Below are 18587 nucleotides of genomic sequence, written 5' to 3' on the forward strand. Positions count from 1 at the left end.
ACGCCGACGACGTTTGAATTCGATGGGGATCGCATCGCCCGTTTGTAGGCGGGACATAAGTTGGAACGAGCTCGCAGCGGCGGCTATGCCGTTCCTATGAAACTCGGACCGCGCCAGTCTCGAAATCCTACCGGCTCCGGCACCATATCCGCTCCGTCGCGCAAGCTCGCGCGACGCAGCGAACTGGGTGAAACGATGTCTACCTCTGTGGCCGGCGACCGGATCATCGATCCGATGATGGCCATCGCGAACTGCACGACACGGCAACGCATCGTCGTGGTCGGTGCAAAGAGCATGGAATTGATGATGGAATTGCATCGCCGCGGATATCTCTTGGCAGCGGCAGCAGGCAATTGCGGCCTCCCGGCAGGTCAATACGAGGTTGCGCTCGTGGACTGGCGGCGGCGCACGCTCCACGCGCTCGATGCAACGCTCGACTGGCTCGACGATTTCCTCGCGCCTCGCGCCGAGCTGGTGATCTGGCTCGATGCGCAGAAGACGGCGGCGAAGGAGGCCCTGCGTGCCGCGGTGATGAAGCGCGGATTCGTCGTCCTGCAAGGCACTGATCATCCCTGCGGCAGCGTGGTTCTGGCGCGGCGCTCGCAGGCCGTTCCCGTCCAACAGGCGGCGTGAGCGCGCACATCCACCGGACCTTCAAGGATTTGATCGGATGCCGAAATCAAAGACACGACGCGCCGTCATTCGCGAGTGGATGGCGCTTGCACCGGCGGAGCGACGATCCGCGGCGCAGGCGGGCGCCTTTGCACGGCGCGCTATCGAAAGGCACCGCCTGCCGCGCAGCCGGCGAACTTCGCACGCCGTGATCATGGCATGGCTGAAGCCACGTACCGGCAGGCCTTAGGAAACATCGTGGACCTCGCCGCAATCGACCCATCCCGCGGGCCTACTGCCCGCCAAAATCCCGTGGGCTGAACGGCAGATCCAGCACCTTCCATTCCCCGTATTTGTCCGCCGGCAACATCTTGTAGGGCTGGCAGCTCTGGAGTGCGCTCGTGGCGGACTTCACCATGGCCACGCCCTTCGCGGATGGCGGGGCGGCCATCAGGATCGGCTCGCGCAACAGCGTGCCGTCGGTGGCGAATACGGCACGCAGCTTGATGTTGACGTTGTCAGTCGGGTCGACCCCGGCCGGAAGCCTGGCGCAGCTTCTCAGGTGACGACGCAGCGCGGCGATCACCTCCGGAGGAAGCTTGGCGGCGATCGAATCCTTGGCGTCGCCGCCGTCGTCCGTTGGTGCGTCTTTCGGCAGCTCCGTCGGCAATTCGGGCGGCAGGCCGAGCATGACGCCGTATTTGACGGTGACGTCGGGCTGCGGCGCCTGATAGGCCGGCGGCGGCGCGGCCGGGGGCTGCTGCATCGCCTGTGACGGCGGCGGCTGCATCGGTGGCGGCTGCATGGATGGCTGCGGCATCGCCTGAGGCGGCGGCGTCGGTTGGGGCTGGGCCGGCGGCGAAGGCTGTTGCGGCTGTGCCTTGGCCTCGCTCGGCTTCGGCGGCGAAGACTGCTGCGGCGTCCATTGCTGCTCAGAAGGTTGCGGCTCGGGCGAAGCCTGCGGCGACGGCGCAGCCTGCGGCTTGGCCGCCGCTTCGGACTTGTCGGTGAAATCAAGCTTCGGCAGCTTCAGATCGGGCGGCGGCTCCGGCGGCTTCTCCTTTGCCGCTTCCTTCGTCTCCTGCTCCTTGATCTCCTCCTTGACCTGCTCCGGCGTGACGATATCGACCATGACGGTCTCGGTCGGCGCGGCGTGAAACGGATGGACCTCGCTGATCACGATGATCAGCGCGACCAGCGTCAGATGCGCGATAGCCGACGCCGCAATGTCCGTCCGTATGATCTTCCGCAGTTCCATCGACCGATCTTGGGTTGCCGCCGCGGTCCTAGCATACCCCGGGAGCCCCTCAATCCCATTTCGGCGCGAAGCCGAAATCGGTCAGGCGTCCATCGGGATGGGCGAGCGCGGCGATCCGGCCCATCTCGTCCTCCGACAGCTCGAAATCGAAGATCTCGATGTTTTCCGACAGGCGCTCGACGCGCGAGGTGCGCGGGATCGCAGCGACATTCTGCTGCACCAACCAGCGCAGGCACACCTGTGCCGGCGATTTACGATGGGCGCGGCCGATCTGCGCGAGTGTCTGGTCGGTCTTGACGCGCCCCTTGGCGACGGGACTGTAGGCAACGAGGGCAAGGCCGTGCTGGTCGCAGGCCGCCCTCACCTTCGCCTGGTCCAGATAAGGATGATATTCGACCTGGTTGCAGACCAGCGGCTCGGGCGACAACGCCACCGCCTTCTCGGTCAGCGCCACCGTGAAATTGGAAACGCCGATGTGCCGGGTCAGGCCCATCGTCTTCGCATGTGACAGCGCGCCGAGCGTCTCCGCCAGCGGGACATGCGAATTGGGCCAGTGCAGCAGCAATAAGTCGACGGAGGGAAGCCGCATACGGGCGAGGCTCTCCTTGACCGAGCGCTCGAGATCATGGGGCGCGAAATGGTTCGTCCAGACTTTCGTCGTCAGGAAGATGTCGTCGCGGCGCACGCCCGACGCCCGCAAGCCGTCGCCGACCTCGCGCTCGTTCTCATAGACCTGCGCCGTGTCGATGTGGCGATAGCCGAGCCGCAGCGCCTGCTCGACCACGCGGGCGGCAAGCCTTCCGCTCAGCTCCCAGGTCCCGAGGCCGATCGCCGGGATCCTTGCACCATTGGCCTCGACGAACAGCATGAGGAATCCTCTCTGTTGCGGCAGCCCCAAGTTCATCCAGGCGACATTATGGACCGGGCCCATGACGCTGCCAACGGACGCAGCGACAGTTCGGCCGAATCTTCAGCGCAATGCTAACGGCAGGTTCGCGTCAGACCTTGGCGAGCGCCTGGAACACCGTATCCGGCGCATGCGCGATCACGGCAAGCAGCGCACGGGCCGGTCCCCGCGGGGCACGCTTGCCCTGCTCCCAGTTGCGGATGGTCTCGACGGGCACGCCGAGCTTTGCGGCGAACTCCATCTGGGTGAGGCAGGCGCGGCGGCGCAAATCGCGCACCGCGAGCGAGGCGGCGTCGCCCGGCGCGGCATGGGCCGCCGGCTGGACCGGAAACTCCTGCCCATCCCGCAATTCGACGATCCGTCCGTCCGCCTTCAGCCGCAACCGCATGCTCATTCCCCCAAGCGAGACAATGATGCGGCAGGTCGCTTAAGTTCGGATTAAAGATGATTGGCGGAGCCGTCATTCCGGGGCGCGCGGAGCGCGAGCCCGGAATCCATTATGCGCCTGGGGACGTGGGGAAATGGATTCCGGGCTCGCGTCAAGTGGCGCGCCCCGGAATGACGATGGTCGTGAGAGCTACCTCAACCCGAACCAGAGCGTAGCGATGCCGAGGAAGGAGAAGAAGCCGACGACGTCGGTCACGGTGGTGACGAAGGTGCCGGACGCCACCGCAGGATCTGCCCTGACACGGTCGAGCGCCATCGGGATCAGGATGCCGCCGAGCGCGCCGGCGATGAGGTTGCAGACCATCGCAAGGCCGATGACGATGCCGAGGCCCGGGATCTTGAACCAGGCCACCGCCGCGATGCCCGTGATCACGGCGAAGGCGAGACCGTTGACGAGGCCGACCAGGGTCTCGCGCATCACCACGCGCCAGGCGTTGAAGGAACCGAGCTCGCGGGTCGCGAGCGCCCGCACGGCGACCGTCATGGTCTGGGTCGCGGCATTGCCGCCCTGGCTCGCCACGATCGGCGCCAGCACGGCGAGCGCCACCATCTTCTCGAGCTGCCCCTCGAACAGGCCGAGCACGGAGGACGCGAGGAAGGCGGTGGCGAGATTGACCAGCAACCAGTTGAAGCGGCCGCGCGCGATGGTCAGGAAGGTATCCGACAGCTCTTCGTCGCTGGTGACGCCGCCGAGCGCCTTGAGGTCCTCGTCGGCCTCCTCCTCGATGACGTCGACGACGTCGTCGACGGTGATGACGCCGACCAGGCGGTCCTGGGTGTCGAGCACGGGCGCGGCGACGAGATTGTATTTGCCGAACATGCGCGCCACCTCCTCCTGGTCCTCCAGGACGGAGACGCGGCGGCGATCCTCGTCGGTGAGCTCGGTGAGCGGCACCGGGCGGCGGGCGCGCAGGAGCACGTCGAGCGGCACCGCCCCCTGCCAGTGCTGATCCTTGTCGACGACGTAGATCTCGTAGAAGCGATCGGGCAGATCCGGCGTCTCGCGCATATAGTCGATCGCCTGGCCCACGGTGAAATCCTGGGGCACGGCGATGAACTCCGTCTGCATCCGGCGGCCGGCGGAATTCTCCGGATAGAGCAGGCTGCGCTCGAGCGCGACGCGCTCGCGCAGCGGCAGCTTCTCGAGGATTTCCTCCTGTTCCTCCGCACCGAGGGTTTCCAGCAGCTCGACGGCGTCGTCGGATTCGAGCTCGCGGACGCCTTCTGCGACCGTCTCCGGCGGCAGCTCCTCGAGGATCTCCCCGCGCACGGCCTCGTCGACCTCGTTCAGCGCAGAGAAGTCGAAATCGCGCCCGGTCAGTTCGACGAGGCGGACGCGGTCGTCGGGCTCCAATACGCCGATGAGGTCGCCGAGGTCGGCCTCGTGCAGCTCTGCGACGATCGCGCGCAGCTGCGCCGAGTCTGCCGCCTCGATCGCACGAGCTATTTCCTCGACGAATTCGTGCCTGATATCGCCGTCCTCGTTGCGCATCGGCACGTGGTCGAGTACCGAATCCGCGGCGGATTGGGCAACGTCCATATGTTCATCCATGGCGCGCCTCGCCGTTTGACAGGTTGGATCGGATGGTCTGGGCTGACGGTCAGCCAATACCCACAAGCGAACTGCGAGCGCAATGACAAAGATGTGCCGGCCGAAATGGACCTCGATGGCGCTGGGCGCGGCGCTGGCCGGCCTCGTCGGCGCGAGCTCGCCTGAGGCCGCAGAGTGCCCGCGCAAGGGCGCGCTCGGCACCTCGCGGGTGCTGAGCGTCGACGCCAAGACCACTCCGCGCGTGGGCCTGAAGAGCTTTCCGCAGACGCTGCCGCTCGCCGATCGCGAGGTGGTGCTGACCTTCGACGACGGGCCGAACCCGCCGACGACGTCGAAGGTGCTGGCGGCGCTGGCGCAGGAATGCGTGCGTGCGACCTTCTTCCTGATCGGCCTGCACGCCTCCCAGCATCCCGACATGGTCAAGCGCATCGCCCGCGAGGGCCACACCATCGGCCATCACACCTTCTCGCATCCGTTCATGGCGCGAATCCCGTTCGACAAGGCGAAGAGCGAGATCGACCGCGGCATCGCGGCCGACGAGATGGCACTGAAGGGCGTGGCGACGACGACGCCCTCGACACCGTTCTTCCGCTTCCCCTATTTCGAATCGACGCAAGCGCAGCTCGACCTGCTGCAGGGGCGCGGCATCGTCGTGTTCGGGGCCGACCTGTGGGCCAGCGACTGGACCGAGATCACGCCGGAGCAGGAATTGAAGCTCGTGACCGAGCGCCTGGCCGCGAGCGGCAAGGGCATCATCCTCTTCCACGACCCCAAGGCGCGCACGGCCGCGATCATGCCGGCCTTCCTGCGGTATCTGAGGGAGAACGGCTACCGGGTGGTTCACATCGTGCCGGCGGCTGCGCCCCAGAAGAATGCCGACGCGCGTTGATGCCGGAATGTCACGCCCGCGCAAAATGGGGTGATTTGGGCCCTATTAACACTCTGTTCATGCTACCCCGTGCAAATGGAGGGAGACTTTGTACGGGAAAGGGTTCTTCGCGCCTGAACCGTTTCCTGATGTCTCCGACCTACTAAGGCGGTAATCGCATAGAGGGGCAGACGAAGGTTCATGATCGGAAGTAGCGTTGGTTTGCGGACGCGATCGTGCACCGCCCTTGGCCTGTTGCTGGGATTGCTGACCACGGCGTCGCCGGCGGCGTTCGCGGCCGATTGTCCGGGCCATCCGGATGCGCTCGGCACGTCCCGCACCCTCGTGGTCGACCCGCGCGAACATCCGCTGATCGGCACCATGCAGTATCGCGAGACACTGCCGCTGAAGGACCACGAAGTGGTCCTGACCTTCGACGACGGTCCGCTGCCGAAATATTCCAACCAGGTGCTCCAGATCCTCGCCGACGAGTGCATCAAGGCTACCTTCTTCATCATCGGTCAGCAGGCCAAGGCGAACCCGGAAGGCGTGCGCAAGCTGGTGGCGGCGGGCCACACTGTCGGCACGCATAGCATGGACCATCCGCTGACATTCGACCGGATGCCGATCGAGAAGGCCGAGGCGGAGATCAACGGCGGCATCGCGTGGACTTCGGCCGCGATGACCGATCCGTCCAAGCTCGCGCCCTTCTTCCGCATTCCCGGCCTGATGCGCGCCGAAGGCGTCGAGAGCCATCTGATCTCGCGCGGCATCCAGGTCTGGAGCGCCGACTTCCCGGCCGACGACTGGCGCCACGTGTCGTCCGATCGCGTCTATCAGCTCGCGATGCAGCGGCTGGAGGCCAAGGGCAAAGGCATCCTGCTGCTGCACGACATCCAGGCTCGCACGGTGGCGGCGCTGCCGAGGATCATCCGCGATCTCAAGGCGCGCGGCTATCGCATCGTGCACGTGGTGCCGGCGACCGCCGATCGGCCGGCGACGCCGACCACGCCGGTGGAGTGGTTGCTGCATCCGCCGACGGAGACGACGCCGATCGCGCGCTGGCCGCGCGTGCCCAACTTCGTGTTCGCGCAGACCCGGACGCTGCCCGCGCCCTCACTTTCCGATCTCAATGCGCAGACCGAGCATCAGCCGCTGCTGCCGCGCCGGACTATGGCGCAGGCGAATGTCGCGGCCACCCTGCCCGTACCCGGCCGCGACCTCTTTGCAATTCCGGAGGGCTCGGTCGAGGTGCTGCTGTCGACGACGTTGTCGCGGCGCGCCGCGACGCGGCTGGCGATGGCGGCCGAGAGGCCTCATCCGGCCAAAGACAAGGCGGCCAAGTCGCGGGTCAAGCCGCAGGGACACCGAACGGCGCATGCCGCGCATGGCGCACCGAAGCACGCGGCGCAGGCCGCCGGCCCTGCGCCCAAGGCCGCCGGGCCGCGTCCGACCCGTGTCGCCAGCCTGAAGAAGCGCGCGTGAGTCCTACTGCCGCATGATGGCGGCAACGCAGAGCAGCACGATCAGCGCCAGGAAGAACAGGTCCATATAGGACTTGAGCTCGCCGTCGCGCCGCAGCCGCGCAACGTCGGCGACCACCTGCTTGCGCGCCGTGGTTCCGCCCGAACCATCGTTGATCGGCGCCTGCAGGCGCCGCGTCTCGGCCTCCAGCCGCTCGATCTTCTGGAAGAAGTAGAACGCGCGCAGCGTCGAGGCCGCGCGCATGGCGGCATAGACCAGCACCAGGATCGCCAGGATCGCCCGGTTCGGATACTTCTCCATGAAGTTGAGGCTGAAATAGACCACCGCCATGAACGCGAAGTTGGTGAGGAAGCGGTAGACGAAGCTGAGGAAAACCATGGTGGCTCGAGCCTTGGGGGGAGCGCAACCGGATCGTTTGCGCGCACGGGATCAGGGGACCCAGACCGGAACAGCCAGCCTGGATGCGGTGCAGGCCCGTCTACGCCAAGTTTGTTTCAACAAAGATACTGCAAGCCGCCGCCTTTTAGCCACACGCGTCCATAATGCAAGCCGGAGTGCGCCGCCGGTAGCCGACAACGCTTCAATGGCGATTTGGCGGAAGTCGCGATAGACTATCGACCGCCGCTACATCTGGGGTCTGCCGATGCCGAAGAAGGGAATCACGGGCCACGACGACTGGGTGCTGACCGAGGCCCTCGCGACTGCGCTGGTCGCGCTGGAGCAGCTCGAGGCAAAGCACCGGCCGAACGCGCATATGGACGACATCCGCAAGCTGCTCTCGAACGGCAAGGAGCCGGCGGCGGTGAGCCTGCACCTCGCCCAGGCCAAGTGCCGCCTGTTTCCCGACCTCGATCCGCTGGAGATCTATCGGGAATACGGCATCGGGGAGGAATATGGCTAGCGCCGCGCGCCTTGGGAGTCGCAAGGCGTGGCGTGGATCGACGCGCTAGTTTTGCGAGGTCCTGAGCAGCGGACATTCACTCTGGCTCAGCGGAACATAGGCATCCGCCGCAGGGATCGTCTCGACCACATTGTAGTAGTCCCAGGGCGCCTTCACGTCCGACGGCTTCTTGACCTCGACGAGATAGAAATCGTGCACCAGCTTGTTGTCTGCGCGCAGCCGCGCTCCCGGCGCATAGAAATCGTCCACGGGCATTGACCGCATCTTGTCGAGGACCGCATTGGTCTCATCCGTTCCGGCCGCGGCGGCAGCCCGCAGATATTGCAGCACGGCGGAGTAGACCGCGGCCTGCGGCGCGGTCGGCATCGCGTTGTGACGCTTGTAGAACCTCTGGCCGAAGGCTCGCGTCTGCTCGTTCAGAGCCCAGTACCAGGCGGTGACCGTCGTCAGGCCCTTGGCGGTTTCGGCGCCCATGGCGTGGACATCGGTCAGGAACATGAGTTCGGCAACGGCCTTCTGAGGCCCCGTATTCATGCCGAATTCGTTCCATTGCTTCATGGAGGTCACGAGTTGCTCGCCGGCATTGGCGAACGCGACCACCTTCGCCTTCGAGGCCTGGGCTTGGAGCAGAAACGAGCTGTAGTCGGAATTTCCCAAGGGGTGAAAGACCGCGCCGAGCGATTTGGCGCCCGTCTCCGCCAGCACGCGCTGGGAGACGTCCACCATGTTGCGGCCGAATGCATAGTCGGACGCGATGAAGAACCAGCTGTCGTAGCCTTGCGACACCAGCTTGCGGACCGAGCCGGCGACCAGATTGTAATTGTCGTGCAGCCACATCAGGCCGGTGCGCGAGCATTGCTTGCCGCCGATATCGGTGGTGCCGACGGCCGAATAGATCACGATCTTGTTCTTGTCGCGTGCGATCGACTGGATGGCGAGCGCGACGGCGGAGTTTCCGACGTCGGCCACCATGTCGACGCCATCCACGTCGAACCATTTGCGGACGATCTGGGCGCCGATGTCGGGCTTGTTCTGATGGTCGGCAACGACGATGTCGACCTTCAGCCCCGGCGCGGCCTTCTGGAAATCCTCGACCGCCATCTTCGCGGCGACGACGGAGCCGGGTCCGGCAAGGTCCGACAAGGGTCCCGCCTGGTCGTTGACGATGCCGATCCTGATCACGCCACCGGAGACGTCGGCGGCGAGGCCCGGTTGGGCGAATGCCACAAGGCCCAGCGCCACAAGGCCCAATGCCAGGACGAGACCGAAAGCCGACCGGCAATGCCGGACGTGCCATGACCGCAACGCCCCAATCCCCTGCCCCGCCATCTTCCCCTCCTCACTGGCATCGCGACCGATATCGGCGATGATCATCCCTGCTGCTGCACGGCCTGCCTGACGAACTCCAGCCGGCGTGCCTGCGCTGGTGCAACCCGCTCCTTCATGGCCGCGACGACCGCGGCCGGTGCCGTGTCCGGTGAGCCGGCCTCGAATGGCGGCGCAGGATTGTATTCCATGCGCAGCTGGATCATCTCCGCAGCCGCGCGGCCTCTCAACATCGAGACCAGCGTCAGTGCAAAGTCGATGCCGGCGGTGATGCCGCCGCCCGTCATGCGGTTGCGATCGACGCAGACCCTCTCCCGCGACACCTCGGCGCCGAAGAACGGCAAGGCGTCGACCGCGGTCCAATGCGTGGCGGCGCGATATCCCTTCAACAGACCGGCCGCGCCGAGCACGAGCGAACCGGTGCAGACCGACGTGACATATTGCGCGGCGCGTGCCTGCCGCCGCAGAAACGTCAGCACCTCCGCGTCCAGCATCAGCTCGTCGGTGCCATAGCCGCCGGGAACGCAGATCACGTCGAGCTGCGGACAATCGGTGAAGGTGACGGTCGGCGTCAGCGCAATTACGGAATCGCTCGGCACCGGCTCGATGCGTTTCCAGATCAGATGGACCGCGACGTCAGGCAGGCTGGAGAAGACCTGTGCCGGACCGGTGAGATCGAGTTGCGTGACGCGAGGAAAAACCAGAAGACCGATCTGCAACGGACCCGACATAGTCACCTCGACATCGCGCTTGACGATGCAAGCCTGCCATGATGGCCTTGGGGTCGAAACGGCTTAATTCCCTCATTTTTGGACATGCCATGATCGGCTTCCTGATCTTTCCGGAATTCCAGTTGCTGGATGCGGCCGGACCGATCTCGGTGTTCGAGATCGCAAGACGCCACACGCCGCATGCGCCGCGCGTGATCACCGTCGCGGCGAAGGCCGGCGCCGTGCGCAGCTCGTCGGGCACCGAGATGCTGGCGCGCAGCCTGCGATCGGCAAGCTCCGTCACGACGCTCTTCGTGGCCGGTGGCGAGGTGTCGAAGATGCGGCGCGCTGCAAGACCACGATCGCCTTCATCCAGAGACTGGCGCGGCGCGGCGTGCGCATGGCCAGCGTTTGCTCCGGGGCCTATCTGCTCGCGGAGGCCGGCGTCCTCGACGGACGCTGCGCAACCACGCACTGGTCGTGCACCCGCGACTTCATCGGACGCTATCCCAGGGTCAGGCTCGAGCCGGACCAGATCTTCACGCGCGACGGCGGCGTATGGACGTCGGCCGGTATCACCGCCGGCATCGATCTGGCGCTCGCCATGATCGCGGAAGACCATGGCGAGGACATTTCGCAAGCGACCGCCAGGCAACTGGTGCTCTACCATCGCCGCAGCGGCGGCCAATCGCAGTTCTCGAGCCTGCTCGAACTGAAGACGCCGAACGGCCGCTTCGGCGGCCTGCTGTCATGGGTCCGCGAGAATCTGGATGCGCCGCTCACGGTCGAGGCGCTTGCCGAGCGCGCGGGTCTGAGCTCACGGCATTTCGTCCGCTCCTTCATCGCCGAAACCGGATCCACGCCGACCAAGGCCGTCGAGCGTTTGCGGGTCGAGGTCGCGCGCGAGCGGGTGCAATCCTCCGGCGAAGCGATCGAGCGCGTTGCGCAATCCACCGGCTTTCGCGATCCCGAGCGGATGCGCAGGGCCTTCATCCGCGCATTCGGTCAGCCGCCGCAATCGCTGCGGCGTTCGGCGCGAATTGCATGAGAGGCGCGAAAGACCGAGCTTAAGGGCCGCCGCCAGCGATCAGGCAATCACGCCGCGCGCGGTCATTTCGGGTTTGGGTCTGCAAGTCCGGCGCCGGGCTCCTCGAGGCGCCCGCTCCGCGCCAGCCGAACCGCGTTGCCGAGCGCGCGCGCCGCGTTCACCACCTCCTCCTGGAATTCGTCGTCTTCATCGAGCGCGCGGTGCGAGGTGGCGTATGGCTCCATATAGCCGACATAGCCGTCGAGCTCGCCGAAGCGCCCGGCCGAGATCAGCTGCATGTCGGTGAGCCAATCGGACAAGGCGCGCCGCACGCCCTCGGCGCCGACAGCATCGCCGTGAACGACGACGCCGAAATGCCGGCCGGCGAGATGGCGCGGATAGGACCAGCCTTTCAGCTCCATCGCCTTGGCTTCCGTGGCCTTCTTGCCGTGCGTCGAGGTCGGATCGGGATTGCCGCCGTCGGCGCAGACCATGCGGTCTATCATCGCCTTGAGGCCCGACGGCACGTGATACCAGTTCACGGGCGTCACGATCAGGATGCCATGGGCGGCGACCCATAGCGGGTAGATCTCGTTCATCCAATCGCCGGTCTGTCCCAGCGAATAGTTCGGGTAGCAGCTGCATGGCCAATGGCAGAGCGGCATCGCGGTCCCGACGCAGGATTTGCAGGGATAGATGGTCTTGCCGAACTCCGAGGCGAGCCGCGACAGATCGAGAATGTCGACGGCAAAGCCCATCTCGGCAAAGACCGGCTCGGCCAGCTTGACGAGGCGCCAGGTCTTGGACATTTCGCCAGGACAGGTGTGCTCGCTGCGGGCCGAGCCGTTGATGATGAGAATGCGCGGAATCTCGTCGGCATCGTCGTGCCGCCGCTGCGCCGCCAGCACGGCGGCGCGCGCATCGAGCCAGTCGACGGCGATGTCGTAGTCCGGGTCGGAAAAGCCCGCGCCCGCCTTTCGCGTCCGCGGCGCCTTGCGCGAATGGCTGTAGGCGTCCCAGGCGGCGCCCACGATGGCGTCGAGCTCGCGTTGCAACGGCGCAAAGGCGGGATCGACGAACTGGCTCTTGTAACGCCGTTCGAACTCGTCGCGCGACAGCTTGACGGGCGGCATCCCCTTGCGAACGTCGGCTTCCGTCATGCTGGCTCCTGGCGAAGTCGTCATCCGACCAACCCGGGGCGCTGCGCGCGGTTCCCAATGCCTATTGGCGAACGGCGTCCTGCGGCGCGTCGAAGCGCGCGATGCGCTGGCCAAGCCGCCACAGCTCGATGCGGCGCATCTGCACGAGCGCCGCGGCCTCGCGCTTGGCCTGCTCGTCATTGTCGCAGACGAGATTGGTGCATCCGAACACCTGGCCATCCGGATCGATCTGGAATGCGCGGTAATGCTTCATGTTCCGCACTATGATTCTCCTCGTCTCGGGTAGACGGGTGCGCTCAGCCAGTCAGTCAGGTTCGATGTCACTTCGTTCTGCTTGGCGCGTCGCAGCAGCATCTCGCGCTCCTTGCCGGGCGGCAAGGACAGCGCGCGATCGCGGGCATTTTCGGCGAACGTCGCGAGCCGCTCCTGGAGCGACTGGGTCTGTTTCCTGCGGTTACGTTTGGCGGTCATTGGTCTTTCACGGTGGATTTGAGATGGAAGAAGGCTGGGCCCCGGCGGGAGGATGGCACCGGGGCCCGAGCGCTAGTTAGTCACGTCGCATGTCAGTCAAGCCGCTGCCTGGTCGGGGCGGCCCGGTCCGGCAGCGTTCGCAGCTTCGGCCGCAACTTGCGGTTCCATCATTTCAATAAGTTAACGCGGCGTGATTTTGCGTTCGGGACAGACGCGCTGCCATCTTCGCCGACTGCGCCGGAACCGAAATGCTGATTCGCAGGTTCAAGAACGACTTGCGAGAACAGCTTGCGAGAACGACTTGCGAGAACGACTTGAAGGAGGATCATCATGGCGAAAGCAGCATGGAAGCGGCCGGGTTCACCGATCGGCCGCAAGGGACCGCGCAAGGCCAATCCCGCGTACAAGCGCCGCGTGCGGCAGCCCTGGACGCCTGCGGATGTGAGCAAGCTGAAACAGCTCGCGAAGGGAAACACGCCGACCGGCGTGATGAGCATCAAGCTTCAGCGCCCGGTCGCGGCCATTCGCAGCAAGGCGCAGCGCGAAGGAATTTCACTGCGGCCGGCCAACCGCTCGCCCTACAACCGGCGAACCAAAGCGGCGAAGCGGCGTTGATCCTTGCACCGCCGGGTGACAACCGGACACAACGGGGACGATGGACGTGGCGCTCATTTTTCCGGTTTCTGCCCACGACATCAGCGCATCGGTACGCGCCGACATCTGACCCGTTCCCGGCGCGTGCAGCCTGATGCATGCTTCATTCACACCACAAGCCGGGAGGCAGCGGCTCTGGTCCGGAGGCTGCAGGTCCGGCGACCGCAACCACTCGCTCATCTGCGGAAACGCCAGCAATATAGTCGTTCTCGACCGCGGCTTGACGCAGGAAGCGGAACCACTCTTCACCAGTCGTCATTGTGCTGCATGGTCGATGAAACGAGAGCGCTCCTGGCCCGCGCCGAAGCCGCGATAGCGGAGGCGAAGCGGCTTGCGGAAGTCAATCTCGCTTGGCGGAACTATACTGCGGAGGCGATCGACCGAATGTTTAGGGGCTTTCGCTTCCTGCCTGCTTCGGACAAGCCACGGTATCCTCAGGACATGCCCGATCGGGGGGGGGAGCCTTGAGGCTCTCTTCTGCTGACGCGAACCTCGACCGGCCGAGAAACGTATCGGGCATCTCTAGCCGAAGTGTCTGATAGGACAACCTCAGTGCCTCTTCGGCGAGCGTCCTGCACTCCCGTAATTCGACTGCTTGAGCGCGAAACTCCCGAATTTCCGTCAACAAATCGCATCGGCGCATGCTGTGTCTCCCTCGTACAAGCGGGAGCGCGACCGGTCTCTCAGTCACCGGCACCTACGAGGCAGAGCCCCGGCCAGCGATATCGGCAAAATAGACCAAAGCACCGCAATCAACCACTCACAAATTCGAGCTACTGGCGGGAATACCCGGTTACGCATGATCTTTCCGGAAAACCGCTTCGCACTTTTCCGGATCATGCCTTAAGGGCAATAGAACCCGGAAGCCTCCGGGCTCTGCTTCGGCGAGCGTCACGAGCAGAGAGGAAATATTGCGGATGACGACTCCTCCTCGTCCGACCGTGCCGATCGCGTCAAGCGCCACGCCGATAGAGTTGCAGATAGCTCGATGAGTACAGCGCTGCGTCCCTGAGTGCATCGAGATCGGGGATGGTCAGCGTCCGCTCCCGCAGCACGATGAGACCGGTTCCGCGCAGCTCTTGAACGGTGCGATTGAGATGGACCACCGACAGCCCGGTGGCATCGGCGAGATCCATCTGCGTAATCGGCATGGTGCAGGAATTGCCATCGACCATTCCGACCGGGCGAAGCCGTTCGAAGATCTCGCAGAACAGATGTGCGACGCGCTCCAGAGCTGTGCGGCGGCCGAGATTGATGGCCCATTCGCGCTGGATGGCGTTGTTGACCAAGCTCTCGCACCAGAACGCTTCCGCAAGCGAGCGGTCGGCCGCCATGAGGCTCTCGAAGCGCGCGCGCTTGATCTCGGCGTAGACTGCCGGCGTCAGCGTCGCGATGGAATGATCCATCACCGGGAGCAGAAACGCATGCGCGTCGCAGCTTTCCCCCGGAAAGATGAAATTGACGATCTGGCGCCGGCCGTCCTCGAGCGTCTTGTAACGGCAGAGCCAGCCCGACAGCACGATGCGGACACTGTCGACCGGATCCCCCTCCGTGATCAGGTCCTCGCCTGGACCCGCTCGCTGCAGACCTTCAAGCACGGCAAATTCGAGTGATGCACCGGCCGTGGCCGGAAAAGGCCTCAGCAGGTTCAGCCGGCGAACGACGGGTTCGACCAGGCTGCGGTCCGTCAGCGACAACGACATCAGTCAGCCACCATCGGCGTGTGGAACGTACGCTTACCCAAGGGGATGACGATCGTACATTGCAGCCCCGCAGGGCTGAATGCCAACGTGGTCTGCCCCTTGAACTCGAACGCCAGCGTACGCTCCAGAAGCTCCGTGCCAAAGCCCTTTCGCGGCGGCGGCTTGACCTGTGGCCCGCCCCGCTCGCGCCATTCGAACACCAGCCCCGAAGGGTCCGTGCTCTCGTCGAGGCGCCAGGAGATATCGATGCGCCCGCTCGGTTGACTCAAGGCGCCGTATTTCAGCGCATTGGTCGCGAGCTCATGGATCGCGAGCGCGAAGGTCTCGGCAGCCTTGGGCTGGAAGCGCACTTTGGGGCCGGAAACCCGCATCTGCTCGCCTTCGCGGGCGTTGTAGGCCAGGAGCTCCTCGACCACGAGATATTCGAGATCGACGCCGCCTTCGGGATCGCGGGTCACCAGGGCCTGGGTGCGGGCGAAGGCGTTGAGCCGGCCGTCGAGATGAGCGGCGTATTCCTCGACGGTGGAGCTCGTTTCCGCCGAACGGCGGGCGATCGACCTGACAACGCCGAGCGTGTTGCGGACGCGATGCTGGAGTTCAGCCAGCAGCAGGCGCTGCCGCTCCTCGGCGCGGGTGATCGCGGTGACGTCGATGAAGGTAATGACGACGCCGGCGATGAAATTGTCGATGCTGCGATAGGGCAGGATGCGCACGATGTAGCGCGTGCCGCTGTCCGGCGCGCTCAGCTCTCGCTCGGCGCTCGCAAGCGTGCGCAGCACGCGGCGAACGTCGTCATAGAGCTCCTCGATCGGGATGCGTGCCTTGATATGGGCAATGGGGCGACCCGTATCGGTCTCGACGAGGTGCAGGACCTGCGTGATCGCCGGTGTGAAATTCATCACGCGCAAATCATTGTCGAGGAACACCGTGGCGATCTGCGTGCTCTCGAGGAAGTTCTTGAGATCGCTGGTGGCGCGCGTCAGTTCCTGGACGCGATGCGCCAGCTCACCGTTGACGGTGGTCAGCTCCTCGTTGACCGACTGCAATTCCTCGCGCGAGGTCTCGAGCTCCTCGTTGGCGGATTGCAGTTCCTCGTTCAGCGACTGATATTCCTCGTTGGAGGATTTCAGCTCCTCATTGGTGCTCTCGAGCTCCTCGATGGTCGCCTGGAGGCGCTCGCGCGTGGCGCGCAGCTCGCTTTCGAGACGCTCGACGTGCTCGGTGCGCACCAGCGCGTTGGGATTGCCTTGATCGGCCTCGATCGCCCGAACCGGCCCATCCTTGAACAGAACGACGAAATTGCGGTGGCCGCCGGCGCCTTCCTGGATCGGCTCGACAGTGATGTCGACGAGGATACGGTGGCCGTTCACCCCGAGCTGGACCTGCTCTGCGTGGGCAGGCTCGTTGGTTTCCGCGGCGCGGCTGAGCGCGGTGCGCAATTCGAGCCTGAGATCGCGGTGCACGAGCTGAAGCAGGTCGAGCGTGGCCGTGCCCGCCGTGGGCTCGATGTAGCGGCCCGTCCTCCCGGAGAAATGCAGGATCTGGAAATTGTCGTCGGTGATGACATAGGCCGGCGCATATCGCTCGGCGATGCGCTGGGCGCGGCGCTCCAGTCCGACGTCGGGACCGAAGGAGCGCACCGGCGGCACCTCCACAGGAGCCCTGCCCGCCGAGGTCGTGATCGGAAACTCCGGCGGCAGGCGCGTTCCGGTCTCGAGCTTCTTGAAGATGCGGGCGCGACGGTCGACCGGCGCGAACAGTTTCGGGTGCCGCGTCACGTTCTCGGAATTGCCGAGGAACAGATAGCGCTCCTGCAGCAGCGCGAAATGGAACAGCGGGATCACCCGGTTCTGCAATTCGGCATTGAGGTAGATGAGCAGGTTTCGGCAGGAGACGAGGTCGAGCTTGGAGAACGGCGCGTCCTTGATGACGTTGTGCTGCGAGAAGATGCACATCTCGCGCAGCTCCTTCACCACGCAATAGGTGTCGCCTTCCCGCACGAACCAGCGCGCCAGGCGCTCGCCGGTCATGTCGGCCTCGATGCTGGTGCGATAGCGGCCGACGCGCGCGGTCGCCAGCGCTCGGCCGTCGATGTCGGTGGCGAAGATCTGCACCTGCGGCGGGGAGTCCATCCGCGCCATGTGCTCGCGCAGGAGAATGCCGATCGAATACGCCTCCTCGCCGGTGGCGCAGCCGAGCACCCAGACGCGCACCTGCTGGCCGGCGCCCCTGTTCTCGAAGATCTTCGGGACGATCTGCGTCTCCAACACATCGAATTCGCGCTTGTCACGGAAAAACTCGGTGACGCCGATCAGGAGATCGTTGAAGAGATGCTGCGCTTCGTCCTTGTCGTTCCGCAGGAAATCGACATAGGCCGGAATTTCGTCGATCTGGATCACCTGCATGCGCCGTTGCACGCGGCGCAGGAAGGTGTTCTGCTTGTAGCCGTGGAAATCGTTGCCGGTTTTGTTGCGCAGGATGTCGGCGATGCGCGACAGCGAGGTCGCGGCCGCGGCCAGCACCTCGTCAAAGCCCTGCTTCTCCTCCAGGCGCCTGAGATGGCGGGCATAGACCTGGATATGCTCCGGGATGTCCTCCGGCGGCAGCACATAGTCGGCGATGGCGGCGGGGGTGTTGCCGTCGATCAGATGCTCGGTCTCTTCCTCGCTGGCGAGCTTTTCGGCGATGGCGAGGCCGCCGTGGTCCTTCAGCGTCGCGGTACCGAGCGTGCCGTCACCGCCGGTGCCGGCAAGGATGACACCGATGGATTGCTCGGCGCGTTCTTCGGCCAGCGACACCAGGAAGCTGTCGATGGTGGCGCGCTCGCCGGGCGCCTGCTCGGCCTTGCGGATCGCGAACCGGTCGCCATGAATCGTGGTGATCATCGCAGGCGGGCACAGATAGATCGTGCCGCCTTCGATCGCATGACCATCCCTGATATCGGCGACCTTACCACCATTGGACCCCTGCACGATGCCGCGCAGCCGCGGCTCGTCGAACGCCTCATGATATTGAAGCGCCAGCACGATGGCCTGATCAGCCCCGAGGGTCAGCTTGGCGAAGAAGCGTTCGATGCTTTCCAGCGCACCGGGTGAGGCGCCGACACCAATGATCAGCGGGGCCTTGATCTGGCGCTCTCCATCGACCGGCTGGTCGCCGACTTCATGCATGGCTCTGGTAGCTTTCGTTCGCTGGCCGGGACAACGAGCGCCCGATCCCTGCAGATAGCAGAAATCGATAATACCCCAACAGATCAAAGACAAAAGCGTCGCGATGCGACTTTCGGCATCCGGCCTCGCCGTTGTCAGCCACGACCGGAAGGTCCATATTCGGCCGGTAGCGCAGGAACCCGTGATGCAGATGTCCGAAGAATTCGCGGCCCTGATCAGGCGGGCCGAGGGAGCCACCGCGACCGCCCGCCGGCTGCTCGACGAGAACGACCGCTGGCGCCGCAGCGTGGAGCAGCAGCTCCATCACATGTTCGAACTTGGCGCCGAGTTCAGGCG

General features: G+C 65.1%; 18 protein-coding genes and 1 pseudogene. 6 read left to right on the top strand and 13 right to left on the bottom strand.

Translation table 11 applies throughout. The annotated features are described in order from the left end of the window. Nucleotides 1–195: 195 nt before the first annotated feature. Entirely contained in the window at nt 196–633 is a 438-nt protein-coding gene (locus HAP40_RS22960; RefSeq protein ID WP_166815582.1) for a hypothetical protein, read from the top strand. Nucleotides 634–904: 271 nt separating this feature from the next. On the opposite strand, the gene HAP40_RS22965 is transcribed toward HAP40_RS22960, so the two are convergent. The 4 genes from HAP40_RS22965 to mgtE all read right to left on the bottom strand — a co-directional run bounded on the left by HAP40_RS22965 (nt 905) and on the right by mgtE (nt 4776). Further along, entirely contained in the window at nt 905–1870 is a 966-nt protein-coding gene (locus HAP40_RS22965; protein ID WP_166815581.1) for a hypothetical protein, read from the bottom strand. A 49-nt stretch (nt 1871–1919) separates the two neighbouring features. After that, a complete protein-coding gene (locus tag HAP40_RS22970; RefSeq protein ID WP_166815580.1) occupies nt 1920–2738 on the bottom strand; it encodes an aldo/keto reductase in 819 nt (272 codons plus the stop codon). A gap of 130 nt (nt 2739–2868) precedes the next feature. Then, nucleotides 2869–3171 carry a helix-turn-helix domain-containing protein gene (locus tag HAP40_RS22975; protein ID WP_166815579.1) on the bottom strand — a complete coding sequence of 101 codons (303 nt, stop codon included), beginning with the start codon at nt 3169–3171 and terminating at the stop codon, nt 2869–2871. A gap of 183 nt (nt 3172–3354) precedes the next feature. Further along, a complete protein-coding gene (gene mgtE, locus HAP40_RS22980) occupies nt 3355–4776 on the bottom strand; it encodes a magnesium transporter (protein WP_166815578.1) in 1422 nt (473 codons plus the stop codon). Between the two features lie 115 nt (nt 4777–4891). Between mgtE and HAP40_RS22985 the strand changes: the two genes are divergently transcribed. Further along, a complete protein-coding gene (locus tag HAP40_RS22985) occupies nt 4892–5665 on the top strand; it encodes a polysaccharide deacetylase family protein (protein WP_166819397.1) in 774 nt (257 codons plus the stop codon). Between the two features lie 180 nt (nt 5666–5845). After that, nucleotides 5846–7129, top strand: coding sequence for a polysaccharide deacetylase family protein (locus tag HAP40_RS22990; RefSeq protein ID WP_166815577.1), 1284 nt, complete (start codon nt 5846–5848; stop codon nt 7127–7129). Between the two features lie 3 nt (nt 7130–7132). Here HAP40_RS22990 and HAP40_RS22995 read toward each other — a convergent pair whose 3' ends face one another. Next, entirely contained in the window at nt 7133–7507 is a 375-nt protein-coding gene (locus HAP40_RS22995; protein ID WP_060736309.1) for a hypothetical protein, read from the bottom strand. Between the two features lie 265 nt (nt 7508–7772). Here HAP40_RS22995 and HAP40_RS23000 point away from each other — a divergent pair, with 265 nt between their 5' ends. Further along, the gene (locus tag HAP40_RS23000; protein ID WP_166815576.1) at nt 7773–8030 is read left to right on the top strand and encodes a hypothetical protein; all 258 of its coding nucleotides are present in this window, start codon (nt 7773–7775) and stop codon (nt 8028–8030) included. A gap of 45 nt (nt 8031–8075) precedes the next feature. On the opposite strand, the gene HAP40_RS23005 is transcribed toward HAP40_RS23000, so the two are convergent. After that, entirely contained in the window at nt 8076–9404 is a 1329-nt protein-coding gene (locus HAP40_RS23005; RefSeq protein ID WP_246741329.1) for an ABC transporter substrate-binding protein, read from the bottom strand. Then, a complete protein-coding gene (locus tag HAP40_RS23010) occupies nt 9401–10087 on the bottom strand; it encodes a DJ-1/PfpI family protein (protein ID WP_166815575.1) in 687 nt (228 codons plus the stop codon). The genes HAP40_RS23005 and HAP40_RS23010 overlap by 4 nt, the downstream gene beginning before the upstream one ends. Before the next feature lie 89 nt (nt 10088–10176). Here HAP40_RS23010 and HAP40_RS23015 point away from each other — a divergent pair. Continuing rightward, nucleotides 10177–11114: pseudogene (locus HAP40_RS23015) on the top strand (GlxA family transcriptional regulator). Between the two features lie 62 nt (nt 11115–11176). Here the strand turns inward: HAP40_RS23015 and HAP40_RS23020 are convergent. The 3 genes from HAP40_RS23020 to HAP40_RS23030 all read right to left on the bottom strand — a co-directional run bounded on the left by HAP40_RS23020 (nt 11177) and on the right by HAP40_RS23030 (nt 12724). Further along, nucleotides 11177–12253, bottom strand: coding sequence for a flavodoxin family protein (locus tag HAP40_RS23020; RefSeq protein WP_166815574.1), 1077 nt, complete (start codon nt 12251–12253; stop codon nt 11177–11179). A 61-nt stretch (nt 12254–12314) separates the two neighbouring features. After that, a complete protein-coding gene (locus tag HAP40_RS23025) occupies nt 12315–12506 on the bottom strand; it encodes a hypothetical protein (RefSeq protein WP_246741357.1) in 192 nt (63 codons plus the stop codon). Between the two features lie 8 nt (nt 12507–12514). Next, nucleotides 12515–12724: a hypothetical protein gene (locus tag HAP40_RS23030; protein ID WP_166815572.1), complete on the bottom strand. Its 210-nt coding sequence runs from the start codon at nt 12722–12724 to the stop codon at nt 12515–12517. A 330-nt stretch (nt 12725–13054) separates the two neighbouring features. On the opposite strand from HAP40_RS23030, the gene HAP40_RS23035 reads away from it, so the two are divergent. Further along, nucleotides 13055–13339, top strand: a complete 285-nt coding sequence (locus HAP40_RS23035) for a hypothetical protein (RefSeq protein ID WP_166815571.1) — start codon at nt 13055–13057, stop codon at nt 13337–13339. 992 nt (nt 13340–14331) lie between these two features. Here HAP40_RS23035 and HAP40_RS23040 read toward each other — a convergent pair. From HAP40_RS23040 to HAP40_RS23050, 3 genes are read right to left on the bottom strand one after another with little or no spacing between them, the layout of a single operon-like run. After that, nucleotides 14332–15081, bottom strand: a complete 750-nt coding sequence (locus HAP40_RS23040; protein WP_166815570.1) for a Crp/Fnr family transcriptional regulator — start codon at nt 15079–15081, stop codon at nt 14332–14334. Continuing rightward, a complete protein-coding gene (locus tag HAP40_RS23045; RefSeq protein ID WP_166815569.1) occupies nt 15081–18251 on the bottom strand; it encodes a CheR family methyltransferase in 3171 nt (1056 codons plus the stop codon). The genes HAP40_RS23040 and HAP40_RS23045 overlap by 1 nt, the downstream gene beginning before the upstream one ends. Further along, nucleotides 18244–18555: a hypothetical protein gene (locus HAP40_RS23050; protein WP_166815568.1), complete on the bottom strand. Its 312-nt coding sequence runs from the start codon at nt 18553–18555 to the stop codon at nt 18244–18246. The genes HAP40_RS23045 and HAP40_RS23050 overlap by 8 nt, the downstream gene beginning before the upstream one ends. Nucleotides 18556–18587 lie beyond the last annotated feature (32 nt).

Origin of the sequence: Bradyrhizobium sp. 1(2017) (assembly GCF_011602485.2) — a bacterium.
Taxonomy (GTDB): Bacteria; Pseudomonadota; Alphaproteobacteria; order Rhizobiales; family Xanthobacteraceae; genus Bradyrhizobium.